19 protein-coding genes and 1 tRNA gene are annotated in these 19806 nt (G+C 73.2%); 15 read left to right on the top strand and 5 right to left on the bottom strand.

The features are described from left to right. Positions 1-104 precede the first annotated feature (104 nt). Entirely contained in the window at positions 105-1286 is a 1182-nt protein-coding gene (locus ABZ478_RS28775; protein ID WP_359553700.1) for a Glu/Leu/Phe/Val dehydrogenase dimerization domain-containing protein, read from the bottom strand. A 181-nt stretch (positions 1287-1467) separates the two neighbouring features. Here ABZ478_RS28775 and ABZ478_RS28770 point away from each other — a divergent pair, with 181 nt between their 5' ends. From ABZ478_RS28770 to ABZ478_RS28700, 15 genes are all read left to right on the top strand, one after another. After that, positions 1468-2661 (top strand): MBL fold metallo-hydrolase, encoded by a 1194-nt coding sequence (locus tag ABZ478_RS28770; RefSeq protein ID WP_359553698.1) that lies wholly within the window; start codon positions 1468-1470, stop codon positions 2659-2661. A 122-nt stretch (positions 2662-2783) separates the two neighbouring features. Continuing rightward, positions 2784-4208 (top strand): polysaccharide pyruvyl transferase family protein, encoded by a 1425-nt coding sequence (locus tag ABZ478_RS28765; protein ID WP_359553696.1) that lies wholly within the window; start codon positions 2784-2786, stop codon positions 4206-4208. 353 nt (positions 4209-4561) lie between these two features. After that, on the top strand, positions 4562-6535 hold the full coding sequence (locus ABZ478_RS28760) for an ATP-binding protein (RefSeq protein WP_359553695.1): 1974 nt from the start codon (positions 4562-4564) through the stop codon (positions 6533-6535). Between the two features lie 98 nt (positions 6536-6633). Continuing rightward, positions 6634-7068 carry a roadblock/LC7 domain-containing protein gene (locus tag ABZ478_RS28755; protein WP_358932473.1) on the top strand — a complete coding sequence of 145 codons (435 nt, stop codon included), beginning with the start codon at positions 6634-6636 and terminating at the stop codon, positions 7066-7068. 2 nt (positions 7069-7070) lie between these two features. Further along, positions 7071-7442, top strand: a complete 372-nt coding sequence (locus tag ABZ478_RS28750; RefSeq protein WP_358932584.1) for a DUF742 domain-containing protein — start codon at positions 7071-7073, stop codon at positions 7440-7442. Continuing rightward, positions 7420-8019 carry an ATP/GTP-binding protein gene (locus tag ABZ478_RS28745; RefSeq protein ID WP_359553694.1) on the top strand — a complete coding sequence of 200 codons (600 nt, stop codon included), beginning with the start codon at positions 7420-7422 and terminating at the stop codon, positions 8017-8019. The genes ABZ478_RS28750 and ABZ478_RS28745 overlap by 23 nt, the downstream gene beginning before the upstream one ends. Before the next feature lie 61 nt (positions 8020-8080). Continuing rightward, positions 8081-8656 (top strand): GAF domain-containing protein, encoded by a 576-nt coding sequence (locus tag ABZ478_RS28740; protein WP_359553693.1) that lies wholly within the window; start codon positions 8081-8083, stop codon positions 8654-8656. 200 nt (positions 8657-8856) lie between these two features. Next, complete coding sequence (gene tdh, locus ABZ478_RS28735; protein WP_359553691.1) at positions 8857-9885, top strand: L-threonine 3-dehydrogenase; 1029 nt, start codon at positions 8857-8859, stop codon at positions 9883-9885. A 36-nt stretch (positions 9886-9921) separates the two neighbouring features. After that, a complete protein-coding gene (locus tag ABZ478_RS28730; RefSeq protein ID WP_359553689.1) occupies positions 9922-11115 on the top strand; it encodes a glycine C-acetyltransferase in 1194 nt (397 codons plus the stop codon). A gap of 31 nt (positions 11116-11146) precedes the next feature. Beyond that, positions 11147-12058 (top strand): LysR family transcriptional regulator, encoded by a 912-nt coding sequence (locus tag ABZ478_RS28725; protein ID WP_359553687.1) that lies wholly within the window; start codon positions 11147-11149, stop codon positions 12056-12058. 35 nt (positions 12059-12093) lie between these two features. Next, positions 12094-12666: an XRE family transcriptional regulator gene (locus ABZ478_RS28720; RefSeq protein ID WP_359553685.1), complete on the top strand. Its 573-nt coding sequence runs from the start codon at positions 12094-12096 to the stop codon at positions 12664-12666. After that, on the top strand, positions 12663-13193 hold the full coding sequence (locus tag ABZ478_RS28715) for a GNAT family N-acetyltransferase (RefSeq protein ID WP_359553684.1): 531 nt from the start codon (positions 12663-12665) through the stop codon (positions 13191-13193). The genes ABZ478_RS28720 and ABZ478_RS28715 overlap by 4 nt, the downstream gene beginning before the upstream one ends. A gap of 30 nt (positions 13194-13223) precedes the next feature. Further along, entirely contained in the window at positions 13224-13583 is a 360-nt protein-coding gene (locus ABZ478_RS28710; RefSeq protein WP_359553682.1) for an MmcQ/YjbR family DNA-binding protein, read from the top strand. Positions 13584-13682: 99 nt separating this feature from the next. Further along, positions 13683-14975, top strand: coding sequence for an MFS transporter (locus tag ABZ478_RS28705; RefSeq protein ID WP_359553680.1), 1293 nt, complete (start codon positions 13683-13685; stop codon positions 14973-14975). Positions 14976-15124: 149 nt separating this feature from the next. Further along, positions 15125-15201, top strand: a tRNA-Pro gene (locus ABZ478_RS28700). Between the two features lie 29 nt (positions 15202-15230). Here the strand turns inward: ABZ478_RS28700 and ABZ478_RS28695 are convergent. The 4 genes from ABZ478_RS28695 to ABZ478_RS28680 form a co-directional block, all read right to left on the bottom strand. Then, on the bottom strand, positions 15231-16445 hold the full coding sequence (locus ABZ478_RS28695) for an MASE1 domain-containing protein (RefSeq protein ID WP_359553678.1): 1215 nt from the start codon (positions 16443-16445) through the stop codon (positions 15231-15233). Between the two features lie 91 nt (positions 16446-16536). Next, entirely contained in the window at positions 16537-17871 is a 1335-nt protein-coding gene (locus ABZ478_RS28690; protein ID WP_359553676.1) for a GAF domain-containing SpoIIE family protein phosphatase, read from the bottom strand. Between the two features lie 215 nt (positions 17872-18086). Continuing rightward, positions 18087-18623, bottom strand: coding sequence for an NUDIX hydrolase family protein (locus tag ABZ478_RS28685; RefSeq protein ID WP_359553674.1), 537 nt, complete (start codon positions 18621-18623; stop codon positions 18087-18089). A gap of 7 nt (positions 18624-18630) precedes the next feature. Then, complete coding sequence (locus ABZ478_RS28680) at positions 18631-19806, bottom strand: amidohydrolase family protein (protein WP_359553673.1); 1176 nt, start codon at positions 19804-19806, stop codon at positions 18631-18633.

Genomic DNA, 19806 nt, shown 5'->3' with positions numbered 1-19806 from the left:
CACGCCGCTCGGCCACGCTCAACCGCACTCTCGCCACGCGGTCACCCTAGTCCGTCCGCCGGACGCCGCCCCCAGGGCACCGACGGCGGCCGTGCCCGCCGGGGTCAGCGGTACCAGCCGAAGCGCCCGGCGATCACCGGCAGCCGGTCCGACACCAGGGCGTGGGCGGCGGCGCGCGGCGTCGTCCCGTCGGCCCGCGCGCGGTCCAGCACCGTCCCGGTCAGAGCCCGCATCGAGCGGCGGATGTGGGCGAACGCCTCGTCGGCGTCCGGGCCGATGTCGCCGAACAGCGTCCACCACCACCAGGCGTTGGTGGCGGAGTTGACCACCACGTCCGGCAGTACCGTCACCCCGCGCGCGGCCAGCAGCCGCTCCGCCTCCGGCAGTACGGGCATGTTGGCGGCCTCGACGATCCAGCGGGCGGTGATCCGCTCCTGCCCGGCGGTGTCGACCGCGTACGAGACCGCCGCCGGCACCAGCACCTCCGCGTCCGCCGACAGCCAGGCGTCGCCGGGCAGCTCACGGTCGGCCGGGCGCAGCGCGGAGCGGTCGAGTGTGCCGTAGGCGTCCCGCGCCGCCAGCAGCGCCTCCACGTCGAGGCCGTCCGGGTTGGCGACGGTCCCCTTGACGTCGGCCACCGCCACCACCGTCAGGCCCGCGCGCGCGAGGAAACGCGCCGTGGCCCCGCCCATGGTGCCCAGCCCCTGCACGGCCACCCGGGTGCCCCGGTACGGCACCGAGGCCCGGTCCAGGGCCGTCAGCACCGACTCGGCCACCCCGCAGCCGCCCGCCAGTTCGTCCAGGCCGACGCCGTCCACCCGCACCGCGAAGGCGTCCGCGAGCCGCGCGCGGGCCGTCGGCTCGTCGTCCAGCAGCGGGAACACGGCCTGGACGGTGGAGACCAGGCCCGCCTCGGCGGCGGCCCGGTCCACCAGGTCCTGGCTGAGGCCCAGATCCTCGCCGGTGGTCCAGCAGCTCTCGATGTACGGCCGCATGGCGCGCAGATAGCGCACGAGGAGCCCGTAGGCCGCCGGGTCCCGCGGATCGCAGTCGATGCCGCCCTTGGCGCCGCCGAGGGGGACGTACCGGGCCTCCGGGTTGTAGTGCAGGGCCTCCTTCATCGTCATACCGCGCGCGAGCCCGGTGACCTCCTCCAGCGTGCAGCCGGCGCGCATGCGCAGCCCGCCGCTGGCCACGCCGCGCACCAGCCGGTCGACGACCAGGAAGCCCTGCCGTCCGGTGACGTGGTCGGTCCACACGAGCGACATCAGGGGGGCGGCGGTCATGGGGGCTCCCGGGAGGGCGGTTACTGAACAGCGGGTCAGTATCCGCAGCCGTCGGGCCGCTGTCAAAGCGCCGTGCGGGACGTATCGGCCGACCGGGGGAGCGGGACCCCGCAGCGGGCGGCACCCCTGTCGTACGGGCCGACCATAATGGAGGACCTCAGCGACTTCACTGGAGGTAACCGTGACCGGATGGCGTTCCAAGAGCTCCGGGCTCAGCGCGCTGCAGCCCGAGGCCTTCGGCGCGCAGCCGCGCGGTGAGCGCCTCGCCCGGATCCGCCGTTCCCCGCACTTCAGGGACGGCGTCTTCCAGAACCCGGGCGGCACCGCCCGCACCCGGCCCTCCGGCTCCACGCTCGACCTCGCCAAGGTGTTCCTGGACAAGGACACCCGGCCGCTGCGCTCCCCGGACGGCACCGTCCCGGTGCACTCCACCACCCTCGCCGACCTGGCCAAGCCGCCCACGACGGGGCTGCGGGTGACCTGGATGGGCCACTCCAGCGTGCTCGTGGAGATCGACGGTCACCGCGTCCTGTTCGACCCCGTCTGGGGGGAGCGCTGCTCTCCCTTCCCCTTCGTCGGGCCCAGGCGGCTGCACCCGGTGCCGCTGCCGCTGGCCGCGCTCGGTCCGGTCGACGTGGTGGTGATCTCACACGACCACTACGACCACCTGGACATGCCCACGATCAAGGCGCTGGCCGGTACGGACACCGTGTTCGCCGTGCCGCTGGGCGTCGGCGCGCACCTGGAGCACTGGGGCGTCTCGGCGGACCGGCTGCGCGAACTCGACTGGCACGAGTCCACCGAGGTCGGCGGCCTCACCCTGACCGCCACCCCGGCCCGCCACTTCTGCGGCCGCGGTCTGCGCAACACCCAGCACACCCTGTGGGCCTCCTGGGCCGTCGCCGGCGAGGAGCACCGGGTCTACCACAGCGGTGACACCGGCTACTTCGACGGCTTCCGCGAAATCGGCGCCGCTCACGGCCCGTTCGACGCCACGATGATCCAGATCGGCGCGTACAGCGAGTTCTGGCCCGACATCCACATGACGCCCGAGGAGGGTCTGCGCGCCCACCTCGACCTGCAGGGCGGCACCCCGCACGGCGTACTGCTCCCGATCCACTGGGGCACCTTCAACCTCGCCCCGCACCCCTGGGCCGAGCCCGGCGAGTGGACCAAGGAGGCCGCCGAGGAGGCCGGTCAGGCGGTGGCCCTGCCCCGGCCGGGCGAGCCCTTCGAACCCGCCGGAAAGCTCCCCGCCGACGCCTGGTGGCGATCCGCGTCGGCACCCGTCGCCCACCTCCGGCGCCGGCCCCGACAGCCCTCGACCGCCGCCGAGATCAGCCGCGTCGAGGTCGACCTGGCCGGCGAGCGCTGACCCGGGAACGCCCGTCACGACGAAGAAAAGGACGCGCAAGGATTCCGTAAAGGCGTGGTGCGACGTTACGCTCCCGGCCTGTGAAGCGCATTCTCATGCAGGCGGGGAACGACCCATTCAGCGTGCCCACGATCGAGAGCACCTTGGTGCGCAACAGCATTCGGGGCAACGTCGGCAATCTCATGTACACCAATTCCGCCTACCGGCACATGTCCGTGCCGGACGCGGAGATCCGGGTCGACACGACACACTTCGCCGAACTGAAGGTCGCGGACGCGGACCGGATCAACGGCGAATGCGATGTCTTCGTACTGCCGATGGCCAATGCCTTCAAATCGAAGTTCATCCCGCACATGCACATCCTGGCGGACCTCATCGGCAAACTGCGGGTCCCCGTGGTCGTGTTCGGGGTCGGCGCGCAGGCGAAACTCGATTACGACACCGCGTTCCTGAAGCCCGTCGACGAGGCCGTCAAGCGGTTCGTCGGGGCGGTACTGGACCGTTCGGCGTCCATCGGCGTCCGGGGTGAGTTCACCCAGCGCTATCTCGGCGAACTCGGTTTCCGCGATGTCGACGTCATCGGATGTCCCTCGGTCTACTTCCGCGGCCCCGGCTTCCGGATGGGACACCCGGGCGGGCAGACGCTGCCCGAGGGAGCCCGGATCGCGCTGTCCACCGCGCTGCGGCTCGCGAACGCCGAACTCGCCTCGGCCATCAACGACTCCATCCTGAAGCAGCACCCCGGCCTCACCTACTTCGCGCAGGAGGGACGCGACCTCCAGACGCTCTACTGGGGTGACACGGCCGTCGCCGCCCGGCAGTCCACGCCGATGCCCGATCTCAGCTCCCACCCGCTGATACGCACGGCCGATGTGTGTGTGCCGCTGGAGCCGCACAGCTGGATGGACGCCCTCAGCCGGTACGACTTCGCCGTCGGAACGCGTATTCACGGCAACATCGCCGCTCTGGTCGCCGGCACCCCGGCGTTCGTGTTCGCCCATGACTCGCGAACGCTCGAGCTGTCCCGGTACCACCACATCCCGCACCGGGTCATCACCGACCTGGAGGCCGACACCGACGTCGCGGCCCTCTACGCGGAGACCGACTACACGGCGTTCGACGCGCATTACGCCGAGGGGTTCCAGCGGCTGCTGGACTTCATGACGAGGAACGGACTGCGGAACGCCTACGAGCACGGGGACGGCGGCGAGGAGTACGACCGGAACGTCCGGGCGGCTCGGTTCCCCCGGCCGTTCCGCCGTTCCGAGGCCGAGAGCCCGGACGACCTGCTCTTCCGCATCACCCTGCTCCGGGAGCAGAACAAGGCGATCGCGCGTCAGGCCGCCAGGGCCGAGAAGAGGGCCTCCGCTCAGGCCACCCAGATCAAGAAGCTCGAGGCGGCGCTCACCGCGCAGCGGGAGTCCAGCGAGATGCGGCTCCGGGCGCTCGAGGCCCAGGCCAAGAGCCGTCTGCCCACCAAGGCGCGGCGCCTGGTCAAGCGGCTCGCGCCGAAGGTGACCGGGCCTGCCGCGGGTGACGGAAGGTGACGGATCTTCCGGCCCGAGGCCGACACCTCCGAGCCGTCGGCACCCGGGCGGCATGACGCCGGACCGGGTCTCCGGACGCGCCGAGGGCCGGTACGCACACCAGTGCGTACCGGCCCTCGCTGCTTGTTTTCGACCGCTTCTGACCAGGATGGATCGAGTCCTTACGGATCTGTCTCCACAGTCCGGCGCGGTTATCGGTCTGTCGTACGACGCCTCATACCAGAGCGGGACGCTGCCCGGGGGAGTTTGGCAACTGCCCGCCGCACGTGATGCGCGGGCGACTACTGTGAGTGTCCGTCGCACGACGCAGGGCCTGGGGCGAACCAGGCCGACGGACCAGTACGAGGACGCAGATGTCTCATCTCCGTGCACCGGCCGCCCGTGCCGACCGCCGTGAGGGCGGCCGCCACGGGAGACCGGTCGCCCGACCCGCTCCCGCACTGCCCGAGACACACATACGGCCCCAACTCATGCGGCTCGCCGTGCTTCCGCCCGTCGCCGTCGCCCTCGGCGCCACCGCGGCCGTCCTGTTCAGCATCCGCTCCACCGGCACGCGGCCCGGCCCCACCCTGTGGGCCGTACTCGCCGGAGCGTTAGCGGTGACCGTCGCGGGCGTCCTGATCGCCGCCGTGGCCGCCGACCGCGCCGCTCGCTCGGTCACCGACCGCGTCGACGCCCTGCGCCGCGGCGCCGCCCGCGGCGAGGCCGAACTGCACGCCCTCGTCGAGGCGTTGCGGCAGGGCGAGGCCCCGGCCCGGCGCGGACCGGGCCGCCGGCCGCCCGCGGACGCCGACGACTTCGACCTGCTCGCCGCCGACCTGGCCCGGGCGCACGACGGCGCCGTCACCGCCGTCGTGCAGGCCGCCCAGCTCTCCAGCCAGGCGGGCAGCGAACAGAAGCTCGAGGTCTTCGTCAACCTGGCACGCAGGCTTCAGTCCCTGGTGCACCGGGAGATCTCGATCCTCGACGACCTCGAGAACGAGATCGAGGACCCCGATCTGCTCAAGGGCCTGTTCCACGTCGACCACCTCGCCACCCGGATCCGGCGGCACGCCGAGAACCTCGCCGTGCTCGGCGGCGCGGTGTCCCGGCGGCAGTGGAGCAACCCGGTGGACATGACCGAGGTGCTGCGCTCGGCCATCGCCGAGGTCGAGCAGTACTCCCGGGTCAAGCTGGTCCCGCCCATCGACGGCGAGCTGCGCGGCCACGCCGTGGCCGACGTCATCCATCTGCTCGCCGAACTCGTGGAGAACGCCACGCTGTTCTCCGCCCCGCACACCCAGGTGCTGCTGCGCGCCAACCTCGTCACCTCCGGGCTCGCCGTGGAGGTCGAGGACCGCGGGCTCGGCATGCCGGTCGGCGAGCAGGACAGGATGAACGCCCTGCTCGCCGACCCCGACCAGGTCAACGTGGCCAGCCTGCTGGCCGACGGCCGCATCGGCCTCTACGTCGTCTCCCAGCTCGCCCGGCGGCACGGCATCTCGGTGCGCCTACAGAGCAACATCTACGGCGGTGTGCAGGCCGTACTCGTCGTACCCCAGGCGCTGCTGGGCACGGCGCCGGGCGTACAAGGGGCGGCCGGGGCGGCGACGCACCAGCAGGAGAACCCCGCGGCACACGGCCCGCCGGCGGTGCCGTCGGCCCACGTCCCGTACGCCGTGACGGCGCAGGGGACCGGCTGGGGAACGGCCCACGCGGAAAGGACCGACGAGGCCGGTCCGGGCCACGGGGAGTCCGCTTCCGCGCCGGTCCCGGCCAACGGCAGGCGCCGGCACGCGCAGCGCGGGTCCGGGTACGGCGATGACATGCCGAACGCGGCCGCCCGCAACGGGAGTACGCACGAGGAGGGAGAGCGCCGCGCGACCGCGCGGAGCGAAACAGAGCGGAGCGAACCCGCGCCGGGCGACGGAGCACCTGCCCCGCTGCCCGTGCGGGCCGCACGCGAGAGGCGGGCCGACCCCGCCGAGGCCGAACCCGGCGTCGGCTCCGGGCACCGGCCGGTGGTGGAGGCCCACGCGGGCGTCCTGCCCGTCCCGCGCGACGGCACGGCCGTACGCGGCACCATGGGCAAGCCCCGGCTGCCGCGCCGCCGCGCCCAGGAGCACATCGTCCCGCAGCTGCGCGGTGGCCCCGCCCCGCGTCAGGACGCCGACGTCGTCGCGGGCCACGATCCCGGGCTGATGGCCGCCTTCCAGCGCGGCATAGGACTGGCCGAGGCACAGGAGCCCACGGAACCGGATCCGCGGCCCGCGGCCCGGCAGCACGTGTACTCGCCCGCCGGCGAAGGCAGCGGCGGCAGCCCCGAAGCGAGCACGCCGGCCCGATGACCCCCCTCTCCGGCCGCACGGACCCCGCCCTCCCCACCCCCAGCACCCCCACATCCAGCGCTCCCGCTGGTCTTCGTACCCCAAGGAGTCGATCCACCATGGCGAGCGATGCGCCGACCGCCCAGGCATCCGACCTCGACTGGCTGCTGAGCGGCCTCGTGCAGCGCGTACCGCACACGTCCAGCGCGGTGCTCCTGTCCTGCGACGGACTGGTGAAGTCCATGCACGGCCTCGATCCCGACAGCGCCGACCACATGGCGGCCCTGGCCTCCGGCCTGTACTCGCTCGGCCGCAGCGCGGGCATCCGGTTCGGCGACGGCGGCGACGTCCGTCAGGTCGTCGTCGAACTCGACTCGACGCTGCTGTTCGTCACCACGGCCGGCTCCGGCACCTGCCTCGCCGTGCTCGCCGGCCGCGAGGCCGACGCCGCCGTACTGGGCTACGAGATGGCGATGCTGGTCAAGAGCGTGCGTCCCTACCTGGTGACCGCGCCCCGCCGGCACGCCGCCGAACCCACGGGGACGAGGCCTTGAGGGTGGCCGCAGCCGGCGACGGGCCCTGGCTCGACGACGCCGCCGGACGGCTGGTGCGCCCGTTCACGGTCAGCAACGGCCGCACCGAACCCAGCATCGCCCTCGACCTCATGTCGCAGGTGATGTCCACCGGCGTCACCCCCCTCGGCTACCTCGGCCCCGAGCACGCCCAGGCGCTCGAGGTGTGCCGCGCGCCCGTCCCGGTGGCCGAGGTCGCCGCGCACCTGCGACTGCCCGCGGTGGTCACCAAGGTGCTGCTCTCCGACCTCGTCGACTGCGGGGCGCTGACCACCAAGCCCCCCGTCTTCCACCACACACCCACAGACCGGTCTCTGCTGGAGGCAGTGCTCGATGGACTACGACGACAGCTCTGATCCGTTCCCCACCGCGCTCAAGGTCCTGGTGGCGGGCGGGTTCGGGGTCGGCAAGACGACCTTCGTGGGAGCGGTCAGCGAGATCGCCCCGCTCAGCACCGAGGAGCTGCTCACCACCGTCAGCGCCGCCACCGACAACCTCGACGGCATCGAGAACAAGGTCGAGACGACGGTCGCCATGGACTTCGGCCGGATCACCCTCGATCCGCGGCACGTGCTCTACCTGTTCGGCACGCCGGGGCAGGAGCGGTTCTGGTTCATGTGGGACGAGCTGTCGGAAGGGGCGCTCGGCGCGGTCATCCTCGCCGACACCCGCCGCCTGCAGGAGTGCTTCGCGGCGGTGGACTTCTTCGAGGAGCGCGGCCTCGCCTTCGTCGTCGCCGTCAACGAGTTCGACGGCGGCTACCGCTACGACCCGGCGGAGGTGCGCGCCGCCCTCGACCTCGGTCCCGGTATCCCCGTCGTCCCCTGCGACGCCCGCATCTCCAGCTCCGGCGTGCAGACCCTGCTCACCCTCGTACGCCACCTCATCGCCCACGCCCCGGCGCCCGCGCCGAGCCACGGCGCCCACATGTGACCCAGCCACACCGCCCACGGAGCCGCCCCATGAGGTACGTCCACAGCGCCGGAGACCGGTCATGAGCTACGAGCCGCCCCGTCCGGTCCGGGGTCTGCTGCTCACCCCCGAGGACAAGGAGGCCCCCGCCCGTACCTCCAGACTCCGCGGGCTCGGTCTGGGGGAGCGGCCCGAACCCGCTCTCGACGCCTTCGCGGACCATCTGGCCCGGCTCACCGGCGCCCCGTACGCCATGGTCAACTTCGTCGGCGAGGACCGCCAGTTCTTCGCGGGTCTGCGCGCCCCGGCGGCCGCGCCGCTGGTCCGCGAGGACGGCAGCAGGCCCGAGGTCGGCCGCGTACTGCCGCGCGACCACGGCTTCTGCCCCCATGTGGTGGTCCGGCGCAAGGCCCTGGTCCTGGAGGACGTCCGCGACTACCCGCGCTTCGCGGGGAATCCCGTGGTCGACGAGTACGGCATCCGCTCCTACCTCGGCGCCCCGCTCATCGACAGCTCCGGAATGGCGCTCGGCACCGTGTGCGCCGCCGACGTCGCCCCGCGGGCCTGGGGCAGGACCGGGCTGGAGACGATCAAGTCGCTGGCCGCCGAACTCGCCGCGCACATGGAGGGATCGGCGCGCGACGGGCTGCCGCTGTGAGCGGGCTCCCGCCGGACCCGGGCGCGCGGCCGAGGCCGTGCCCGGGGGCGTGAAGGAAAGCTGAGGCGGCGGTTAAGAAAAGCTCGATGGACCCCGGCGCGCGCGTACGGCAGATTGCAGGGTGATTCCACCCCTCTGACCCGGTGCGGGCTTCTTCGGCATGCCCGCGGGCCGGGACCTCACCCACAGGAGCCGTAGCGTTGAAGGCGCTGGTCAAGGAGAAGGCGGAGCCCGGGCTCTGGCTGACGGACGTCCCGGAGCCCGCCATCGGTCCCGGCGATGTGCTGATCAAGGTCATGCGGACCGGTATCTGCGGCACCGACCTGCACATCCGGGCCTGGGACGGCTGGGCGCAGCAGGCGATCAGCACGCCGCTCGTGCTGGGGCACGAGTTCGTCGGGCAGGTCGTGGAGACCGGGCGCGACGTCAGCGACATCCGGGTCGGTGACCGGGTCAGCGGCGAGGGCCACCTGGTGTGCGGCAAGTGCCGCAACTGCCTCGCCGGGCGGCGCCATCTGTGCCGAGCCACCGTCGGCCTCGGTGTCGGCCGGGACGGCGCGTTCGCGGAGTACGTCGCGCTGCCGGCGTCCAACGTCTGGGTGCACCGCGTCCCCGTCGACCTCGACGTCGCCGCGATCTTCGACCCGTTCGGCAACGCCGTGCACACCGCGCTGTCGTTCCCGCTGGTCGGCGAGGACGTCCTGATCACCGGCGCCGGCCCGATCGGCCTGATGGCCGCCGCGGTGGCCCGGCACGCCGGCGCCCGCAACGTCGTCATCACCGACGTCAGCGAGGAGCGCCTGGAGCTGGCCCGCAAGATCGGCGTGAGCCTCGCCCTGAACGTCGCCGGGACCACCATCGCGGACGGGCAGCGGGAACTCGGTCTGCGGGAGGGCTTCGACATCGGCCTGGAGATGTCCGGCCGCCCCGAGGCCATGCGCGAGATGATCGCCAACATGACGCACGGCGGCCGGATCGCCATGCTCGGCCTGCCCGCCGAGGAGTTCCCCGTCGACTGGGCCCGCGTCGTCACCTCGATGATCACCATCAAGGGCATCTACGGCCGCGAGATGTTCGAGACCTGGTACGCGATGTCGGTCCTGCTGGAGGGCGGCCTGGACCTCGCCCCCGTGATCACCGGCCGCTACGGCTACCGCGACTACGAGGCCGCCTTCGCCGACGCGGCCGGCGGCACCGGCGGCAAGGTCATCCTCGACTGGACCGTGTAGAACCCTTCTCCCGCAAGCACCTTCAGGAGCTTTCCCATGTTCGACTCCGTGCGCGACGACCTGCGCGCCACCCTCGACGAGATCCGCGCCGCCGGTCTGCACAAGCCCGAGCGGGTCATCGACACCCCGCAGTCCGCGACCGTCAACGTCAGCGCCGGCGGCCGCCCCGGCGAGGTCCTCAACTTCTGCGCCAACAACTACCTGGGCCTCGCCGACCACCCCGAGGTGGTCGCCGCCGCCCACGAGGCGCTCGACCGCTGGGGCTACGGCATGGCCTCGGTCCGCTTCATCTGCGGCACCCAGGAGGTGCACAAGGAGCTGGAGGCCCGCCTCTCGGCCTTCCTCGGCCAGGAGGACACCATCCTGTACTCCTCCTGCTTCGACGCCAACGGCGGTGTCTTCGAGACCCTGCTCGGCGAGCAGGACGCGGTGATCTCCGACGCCCTCAACCACGCGTCCATCATCGACGGCATCCGGCTGAGCAAGGCCAAGCGGTTCCGCTACACCAACCGAGACCTGGCCGATCTGGAGACGCAGCTCAAGGCCGCCGGCGATGCCCGGCGCAAGCTGATCGTCACCGACGGCGTCTTCTCCATGGACGGCTACCTCGCGCCCCTCGCGGAGATCTGCGACCTCGCCGACCGCTACGACGCGATGGTCATGGTCGACGACTCGCACGCCGTCGGCTTCGTCGGCCCCTCCGGCCGCGGCACCCCCGAACTGCACGGCGTGATGGACCGCGTGGACATCATCACCGGCACCCTCGGCAAGGCGCTCGGCGGCGCCTCCGGCGGCTACGTCGCCGCCCGCGCCGAGATCGTCGCCCTGCTGCGCCAGCGCTCGCGCCCGTACCTGTTCTCCAACACCCTCGCCCCGGTGATCGCCGCAGCCTCCCTGAAGGTCCTCGACCTGCTGGAGTCCGCCGACGACCTGCGCGTCCGGCTCGCCGAGAACACCGCCCTGTTCCGCCGCCGGATGACCGAGGAGGGCTTCGACATCCTCCCCGGCGACCACGCCATCGCGCCCGTCATGATCGGCGACGCCGCCGAGGCGGCCCGGATGGCCGAACTGCTGCTGGAGCGGGGCGTGTACGTGATCGGCTTCTCCTACCCGGTCGTCCCGCAGGGCCAGGCCCGTATCCGCGTCCAGCTGTCCGCCGGGCACTCCACCGAGGACGTGGACCGGGCGGTCGACGCGTTCGTCGCGGCCCGCGCCGAGCTGGCGGTCTGACCAGCGTGGACATGGGGCGATAATTGACCCCATGATCGAAGCGCGGCGGCTCCACATCCTCCGTGCGGTGGCCGACCACCGCACGGTGACGGCGGCGGCCGCCGCGCTGTACCTCACCCCCTCCGCCGTCTCCCAGCAACTGACCGCGCTGGAGCAGGAGACCGGCCACCGGCTGGTCGAGCGGGGCGCCAAGGGCGTGCGGCTCACCCCGGCCGGCGAGATCCTGCTCAGCCACACCAACGCCGTCCTCGCCCAGCTCGAGCGCGCCGAGGCCGAGCTGGCCGCCTACGGCTCGGGGGAGGCCGGCACGGTCACCGTGGCCGCCTTCGCCACCGGCATCGCCGAGGTGGTGGCGCCCGCCCTGGCCCGGCTGGCCTCATCGGCGCCCGGCATACGGATCCGGGTCCAGGACGCCGAGGGTGACGCCAGTCTGCCGATGGTGCTGGACCGGCAGGTGGACGTCGCCGTCGCCGTGGAGTACCGGGGCGCCCCGGCCGCCGACGACCCCCGGCTGACCCATGTGGCGCTGTACGCCGAGCCCTTCGACGCCGTCGTCCCCGTCGGCCACCGCCTCGCCGACGCCGACGAGGTCCCCCTCGCCGAACTGGCCAAGGACGCGTGGATCGGGCCGTACCCCGGCAACCCCTGCCACGACGTGGTCGTCCTGGCCTGCGAGAGCGCCGGGTTCCAGCCCCGGCTGGAACACTCCTCCGACGACTTCCGCGCCGTGGTCGCCCTCGCCTCGGCCGACGCGGGCGTGGCCCTCGTACCCCGCTCCGCCCTGCGCGGCATGGACCTGGCGGGCGTGGTCGTCCGCCCGGTGGACGGGGTGGCCCCCACCCGCCGGGTCTTCGCGGCGGTCCGCCGGGGCGCCGAGGGACACCCGCTGATCCGCCCGGTGCTCCAGGCCCTGGGGCGGGCGGCGGGCGTGAGCCTCCCGTAACACGGTCGTCTCATATCCGGGATAGCGTCCCGGATATGAGAACCGAAGCCCCTGACCCCGTGGACGCCCGGATCGGCGCCCGGCTGGCCGAACTCCGTGCCGGGCAGGGCTGGTCCCTGGGTGAGCTGGCCGACCGCAGCGGAGTGAGCAGGTCCACCCTGTCGCGTGCCGAACGCGCCGAGATCAGCGCCACCGCCTCCCTCCTCAACCGTCTCTGCCATGTCTACGGACGCACCATGTCCCAGCTGCTCAGCGAGGTCGAGGCGGCGCCGGCCCCCGTGGTCCGGGCGGCCGACCAGCAGGTCTGGCGGGACCCCGCGGCCGGCTTCGTACGGCGGTCCGTCTCCCCGCCGCACGGCGGGCTGCGCGGCGAACTCGTCGAGGGCAGACTCACCCCGGGCGCCGACATCGCGTACGACCGCCCGCCCGTGCCCGGCCTCGAACAGCACCTGTGGGTCCTCGACGGCACGCTGGAGGTGACCGTCGAGGAGGCGAGCCACACCCTCGGCACCGGGGACTGCCTGCGGATGCGGGTCTTCGGCCCGACACGGTTTCGCTGCCCCGGACCCGGCGCGGCGCGCTACGCGCTCGCGGTGGTGCGGCCATGACCGTACTGCGCTGGAACGACGCCCAAGTGCGCGAGCGATGCCATGAGTTGGCCGCGCTGCTGGCCGACACCGTGGCCGGGGGAGCCTCGGTCGGATTCCTCGCGCCGCTCGGGCCGGACGAGGCCGCCGGGTGGTGGCGGGAGCGGGCCGGCGCCGTGGCCGCCGGACGGCTGGCGGTGTGGGTGGCCGTGGACGGCGCCGACCGGGTGGCGGGCACCGTCGGCCTGGCCCTGCCCGACAAGCCCAACAGCCGCCACCGCGCCGAACTCGTCAAGCTGATGGTGCACCGCTCCGCGCGCGGACAGGGCCTCGGCCGCCGCCTCCTCGCCACCGCCGAGCAAGCGGCCGTCCGCGCCGGCGTCACCCTGCTCCACCTCGACACCGAGACCGGCAGCCGCGCCGAGCACCTGTACCGCTCGGCCGGCTGGACCCCGGCCGGCACCATCCCCGACTACGCGGCGAGCCCGTCCGGTGAACTGCGCCCGACCACGCTCTACTACAAGCGGGTCGGCCCGCCCGCCGGGTGACTGTCAGTGGCGGGAGCTAGCGTGCGTGGCATGCCGGACGCAGAAGACGTACGCCGTATCGCCCTGTCCCTGCCGGACACCACGGAGAAGACCGCCTGGAACATGCCCACGTTCCGGGTGGCCGGGAAGATGTTCGCGACCCTCCCCGAGGACGAGACGTCCATCGCCGTGCGCTGCCCGAAGGAGGAGCGCGACGAACTGGTGCTGGCCGAACCGGAGAAGTTCTGGATCGCCGGCCACGAGGCCCAGTTCGCCTGGGTGAGAGCGAGACTCGCGGCGCTGGACGACGAGGCGGAGCTGCGCGACATCCTCGCCGACTCCTGGCGCCAGGCCGCCCCGCCGCGACTCCTGGAGACCCACCCCGAGTCGGATGCGCCCGGCGCCCGCTGAGAGCGGCACCGGAAAACGGCTCGGCGGGCACCGGCGGGGCATGACATGATCCCGCGCGGCGCACGGAGTGAGGGCGGGGCCGGGAGGGGAGTACGCGGGATGACCGGTACGCGGGCACGGCGCGACAAGGTCGCGGGGACGGGGCGGGGGCGCCGGGCCGGTGCCGAGGGCCCCGCGGTCTGGTCGCGGGACTTCGCGCTGTTCTTCGTGGCCCGGGCCGTCGCCCGGCTCGGCGACACCATGCTGCCCGTGGCGCTCGCCGCCGGCCTGCTGCGGCACGGGTACGGCGCCGGTGCGGTCGGCCTCGCCATGGCCTCCGCGTCCGCCGCCTTCGCGGGTCTCGTCGTCTTCGGCGGAGTGATCGCCGACCGGTTCAGCACCCGCAGGCTGATGATCGGCGCCGACCTGGTCCGGCTCGTCACCCAGTCCCTGGCCGCGGTCCTGTTCTTCTCGGGGCGTGTGGTCCTGTGGCAGATCTGCGCCATCGGGATCGTGGGCGGCGTGGCCGCGGCCGTGTTCCAGCCGGGCGTGGCCAGCACCGTGCCCCGCCTCGCCCCCGACGTCCAGGGGGCGAACGGCGCGATCCGCGTCGCCGAGTCGGTGGCCCAGCTCGCGGGACCGGCCGCCGCCGGCCTCCTGGTCGGCTTCGCCTCGCCCGGTGGCGTGTTCGTCGCGCACGCCGCCACCTACGCGATCAGCGCCCTGTGCCTCCTGCTGCTGCGGCTGCCCCCGCTGCCCGCCGGAGCCCGCCCCACCGGGCCCGGCCTGCGCTCCTTCCGGGCCGACCTGGTCGAGGGCTGGCGGGAGTTCCGGTCCCGGACCTGGCTGTGGGGCGTGATCGTCGTCTGGGGCGTGTACATGATCGCCACCTGGGGGCCGACCGTTCCGCTGGTGGCCGCCGAGGTCGTCCAGCACCACGGCCCGCGCGCCTACGGCCTGATCAACTCGGCCCTCGGCGCGGGCACGGTCGTCGGCGGACTGTGCGCCCTCCGGCTGCGGCCACGCCGCATGCTGCGCGCCGGGGCGCTCGCGCTGTTCGCCTTCTTCGGCTTCCCGGCCGCCGTCGGCGCCGGTCTCGGCGTACCGGCCATGGCGGCGGGCGCGGCGGTGGCCGGGGCCGGCCTGTCCTTCTGGGGCGTGATGTGGGCGACCACCGTGCAGACCCAGGTGCCCGGCGACGTCCTCAACCGCATCCACGCCTACGACGTGGCCGGCTCCCTAGCGATGATGCCCGTCGGCCAGGCCCTCGCAGGGCCGGCGGCCGCCGCCCTGGGCGCCGGCCACGTCCTGCTGATCGCCGGCGGGGTGAGCCTGCTGGTGGCCACGGCGCTGCTCTCGGTCCCGGCGGTACGGGACCTCACCCGGGCCGACGCCCGGACCCCGGCGCACTGAGCCGCCCCGACGGTCGCACCCGCGCCCCGGCACCCGTTCCGCGAGGCGCGCGACCCTCGGCCACCGGTAATGGATGCGCGACCACCGACCCGAGTGCGGTATTGTTTCCCTGCGCGTTTCGACCAGGGAAACCCCAGGTCAAACGGCACCGGGACGTGGCGCAGCTTGGTAGCGCACTTGACTGGGGGTCAAGGGGTCGCAGGTTCAAATCCTGTCGTCCCGACCAGCTTCTTGCGATGGTCGGAGGTCGTCTTCTCAGGGATGAGGAGACGACCTTTGTCGTGTCCGGTGCTCTTCCGCCCGCGACCCGCCCGCCCCGGCCCCCTCGCCGGCCTCCCCGTCCCCCGTCGCGGCCTCCCCGTCCCCGGCCGCCGCTCTGCCGTCGCCCGGTGCGGCTTCTCCATCGCCCGTCGCCGCCCCGCCGTCGCCCGTCCCGGCTTCTCCGCCGCCCGTCGCGGCCTCCCCGTCGGCCCTCCCGGCGTCCACACCGGTCAAGGTCGGCCCCCGGGCGAGCAGGGGATGGTGGTCGCCGGTGGCGATCTTGGAGACCATGTCGGCCAGTTGCCGGCAGGCCAGCTCGATCTCCCGCTGGGACTGGGCCCGCTCACCGAGGATCGCCGTGAGCAGCAGCGCGGTCAGGGCGGCGGAGCCGTTGAACGCCTGCAGAGTGATCATGCTGGTGACGAGGTCGTGCCCGGCGAACGGACCCGACCTCCGTGCGGCGGCCAGGATCGCGAAGGTCGACATGACCAGCGCGCAGGGTGCGGCCCCCATCAGCCCGAAGCGGAAGGCCGCCCAGAACAGCAGCGGGAAACCGAGGAACAGCAGCGGCACGCGACCGGTCTCCGCGAAACCGACGCTGATGGCGGCCACCGCCAGCAGCAGCCCCTCCGCCCATCGGACCGGCGGCACACCCCTCGGCAGGCGGCCCCCGCACAGGATCAGCAGGACCGGGGTGACCACCAGGACGCCCATCGCGTCACCGGTCCACCACACCGTCCAGGTCGGCCAGAACCGGTCAGGACTCAGCGCACCGGAGAGCACCAGCGACGCGCTGCCCGTCGTCGAGCTGATCAACATTCCGGTGAACGCGCCCAGGAAGATCAGCGCCAGCGCGTCCCGCAGCCGGTCCAGCTCCTCGCGGAACCCCGTGCGGCGCAACAGCGCGTAGGAGCACAGGGGAGCGAGGGTGTTGCCGACCACGATGGCGAGCACGGCCGGGACCGACGGCCCCAGCGTGATGTTGACCAGGAACGCGCCCAGTGCGATGCCGGGCCAGACCCGCGGGCCGCGCATCAGCAGCGCCGCCACCGCGATCCCGCTCGGCGGCCACACGGGGGTGACCTGGCCGCGCACCAGTTGCTGGAGCAGGCCGAGCCTGGCCGAGCCGTAATAGAGCGCGGCGACGACGCAGACCTCCAGGGCGGTCAAGCCACCGCGCCGGAGCCGTTCGCGCCGCGTCACAGTCATCGGGCGACCTCCGCTCGCCATCGCCTCGAAGCCATCATCCGTCCGATCCGGGAGTTCCGCCCGGCAGCGTGGTGAGCCGTGGATCCGCTGGTCAGGCGGGCGGGGTGCGCAGGGCGAGGATGGCCATGTCGTCGTGGCCGTCGCTGGGGTGGTGGTCCGCCAGTGCCCGGACGAACTCCGGCAGCGGCAGGGCGGCGTGCGCGGCGGCGAGTTCGGCGAGTTCGCGCAGGCTCTCGTCGATCGCGTGGTCGGGATGCTCGACGAGACCGTCCGTGAAGAAGACCACCGTGGCGGCCGGGGGCAGCAGACGGGAGTGCTCGGGGCGGGGCTGCCCGGTGTCCACGCCGAGCGGCAGCCCGGGTTCGGAGAACAGCAGTTCCGCCTCGTGCCGCGGGGCGATCAGCAGCGGCGGGACGTGACCGGCGGTGCTCCAGCGCAGCCGCCAGCCCGCCCCCTCCGGTTCGATGCGGGCCAGGGTGGTCGTCGTGACCGGGTTGTTGGTGATCGCCTCCAGGGTCCGGTCGAGCTGGGTGAGGACCGCGCCGGGCGGATTGCGGTGGTCGAACAGCAGGGCGCGCATCATGTTGCGGGTGGAGGCCATGGCGGCCGCCGCCTGCAGATCGTGTCCGACCACGTCACCGATGACGACGGCCACGACGTCGTCGGGGAGCTGGATGGCGTCGTACCAGTCCCCGCCGAGCTGGCTGGGCTCCGCTGCGGGCCGGTAGATGGCGGCGGCGGTGAAGGGCCGCAGGTCGGGCAGGGTGGGCAGCAGCAGCCGCTGGAACTGCTCGGCATCGATCCGGATCCGTTCGAACAGCCGGACGTTCTCGATCGCGATGCCGGCGGCGCTGGCCAGGGCGACGACGACGTCCTCGTCGTGCCTGTCGAAGGGCTGTCCGTCGAGCCGCTCGGAGAGGTAGAGGTCGCCGTAGATCTCGCCGCGGACGCTGATGGCGACACCCAGCAGCGTGCGCATGGCCGGATGGCCGGCCGGAAAGCCGACCGAGGACGGGTGGGCGGTGATCTCGTCGACCCGCAACGGCTCCGGGTAGCGGATCAGATGCCCGAGGACGCCCAGGCCACGCGGCAGGCCGGACTCGTCCAGCGCACGGCGTTCCGGTTCGGTCAGGCCCTCCGCGATGAACTGCTCCAGGCCCTGCCCGGTCCTGTTGAGCACACCGAGGGCGCCGTAGCGGGCGCCGACCAGCTCCATGGCGGTGGTCACGATGCGGTGCAGCACCGCGGGCAGTTCCACCTCGCGGCTGATGGCCACCACCGCGTCCAGCAGGCCCTGCAGCCGGTCCATGGTGGACAGCAGGCCGCGCAGTTGCTCGTCGATCCGGCCCAGCTCGGAACGCAGGCGCGAGTGCAGGTCGGGCAGGGTCGGGTGGCGCGGGTGCCGGCCCTCCCGGTTCCCGGCCATCACGCGCGCCCGGGGGCCCGTGGTCCGGTCCCGGCGCCCGCCCGCCGGTCACGGCGGACCGGCTCGGACAGCCCCTGGATCGAGCGGTGCATGCCGGCCTCCTGACACGATCCCCCGTGGCGGCTGTGTCGTTCTTCGATTGTGGCATCGGCGGCCCCGGGCCTCAGCGGGAGCGGGCCGGGGGCCGCGGCCGGAGGCGGGCACCCGCCACCGCGTCAGGACACCAGCCCCACATGGGCGAGGGCCTGCTTCAGCAGCACGCCGTGCCCGCCCGGCATCTCGCTCTGCAGAGCCTCCGAGGCGGCCTCCTGCGGGCTGAACCAGACCAGGTCGAGGGCGTCCTGCCGGGGGCGGCAGTCGCCGGTCACCGGCACGACGTACGCCAGCGACACGGCGTGCTGACGCGGGTCGTGGTACGGCGTGACGCCGGCCGTCGGGAAGTACTCCGCGACCGTGAACGGCTGCAGGGAGGCCGGTACCCGAGGCAGGGCGACCGGGCCGAGGTCCTTCTCCAGATGGCGCAGCAGGGCGTCCCGTACCCGCTCGTGGTGCAGGACCCGGCCGGACACCAGGGTCCGGCTCACCGTTCCGTCCGGGCCGATGCGCAGCAGCAGTCCGATGCTCGTGACTTCGCCGCTGTCGTCCACGCGCACGGGCACGGCCTCGACGTAGAGGATCGGCATCCGGGCCCTGGCCATCTCCAGCTCGTCCGAGGTCAGCCAGCCGGGCGTGGTTTCGGTGATGTCAGACATTGCTTGATCATACTTTCCGGGTGGGGCGCTCGCTGCGGTCGCGGGCCGGTTCGTCCATGGTCGGTGCGTACAGTCGGCGGGCGTTGTCGCGGCCCGTCCAGGCCGCGATGCGCAGGGCGTCGGGCAGGCTCAGCTCGTCCGCGTCCACCCGGTCCTGGAGCAGTGCGCCCAGGGCGCGCCGGAAGGAGAGCGCGCCGAGGTGGTGGAACTCGGCCACACCGTAGGCGTCGGAGCTGTACAGCAGTTTGCGGAACGGGGTGATCTCCAGGGCCTCCTCAAGTACCGCCCGGCAGCGGGCCGGGCCGGTGTAGTGCAGGGCCAGGCCGACGTCCAGGTACACCTGCTCGAACACCGCCGACAGATAGGCGGCCTGGCGGTGGTACGGCCAGCAGTGCAGCAGCAGGACCGGGACCGTCCCGGCGGTCAGCCGCAGCCAGTCGGTGAGCAGCGCGGGGTCGGCGTGGTGCAGCCGCAGATCGGCGTCGCCGAAACCGGTGTGCAGTTGCAGCGGCAGACCCAGGCCGACCGCGGTCCACAGCAGATGCCGTACGAGGACCGGGTCGTCGAGGCGCCCGCCGCGCGCGAGCCACCGCCCGGCCGCCCGGGTCACCTCGCCGTCCGCGGGCCGCTCCGGGGAGAGGGCGAAGCCGGTGCGGTAGGCGGCCACCGACTTCACCGCGATGACGCCGGGCCGTCGTACGGCCTCCTCGGCGGCCGACCTCAACGCGTCGGCGTAACCGCCTGCCGTGACACCCCGGGCCGCCACCTCCTCGGCCACCCGTTCGAGCCGCACCACCTCGTAAGCGGCGGCGCCCGAGGCCTCGGCCAGCTCGGCGGGGGAGGTGACGGGATGCGGTGCGTAGCCGGTGTCGACGCAGAACGCCTCGGCTCCGGCGGCGGTCAGGAAGCGCCGGTTGACCTCGCGCCAGCTCAGCTCGCGGCGCCGGGCCAGGTACTCGGCGGGGGGCGTGTGCCGGGGCAGGTCCAGCAGGGGCGCGCAGTGGCGGCGCACCGCCACGCCGACCGGGCTGTCGAAGGCGGACACGCCGGGCCAGACCTCTCCCTCGGTGATCAGCGACTCGAACCCGGCGGGCGTGAGGTCGGCCGTGACGGCGCCGTGGCAGTGGTGGTCCACCAGCGGCAGCGCGGCCAGCGCCTCGTGGACCGGCCCGGGGACGGCCAT

It is taken from the genome of Streptomyces sp. NPDC005706 (assembly GCF_040631045.1).
Classification (GTDB): domain Bacteria; phylum Actinomycetota; class Actinomycetes; order Streptomycetales; family Streptomycetaceae; genus Streptomyces.
This window is presented reverse-complemented; position numbering and strand designations above follow the sequence as displayed.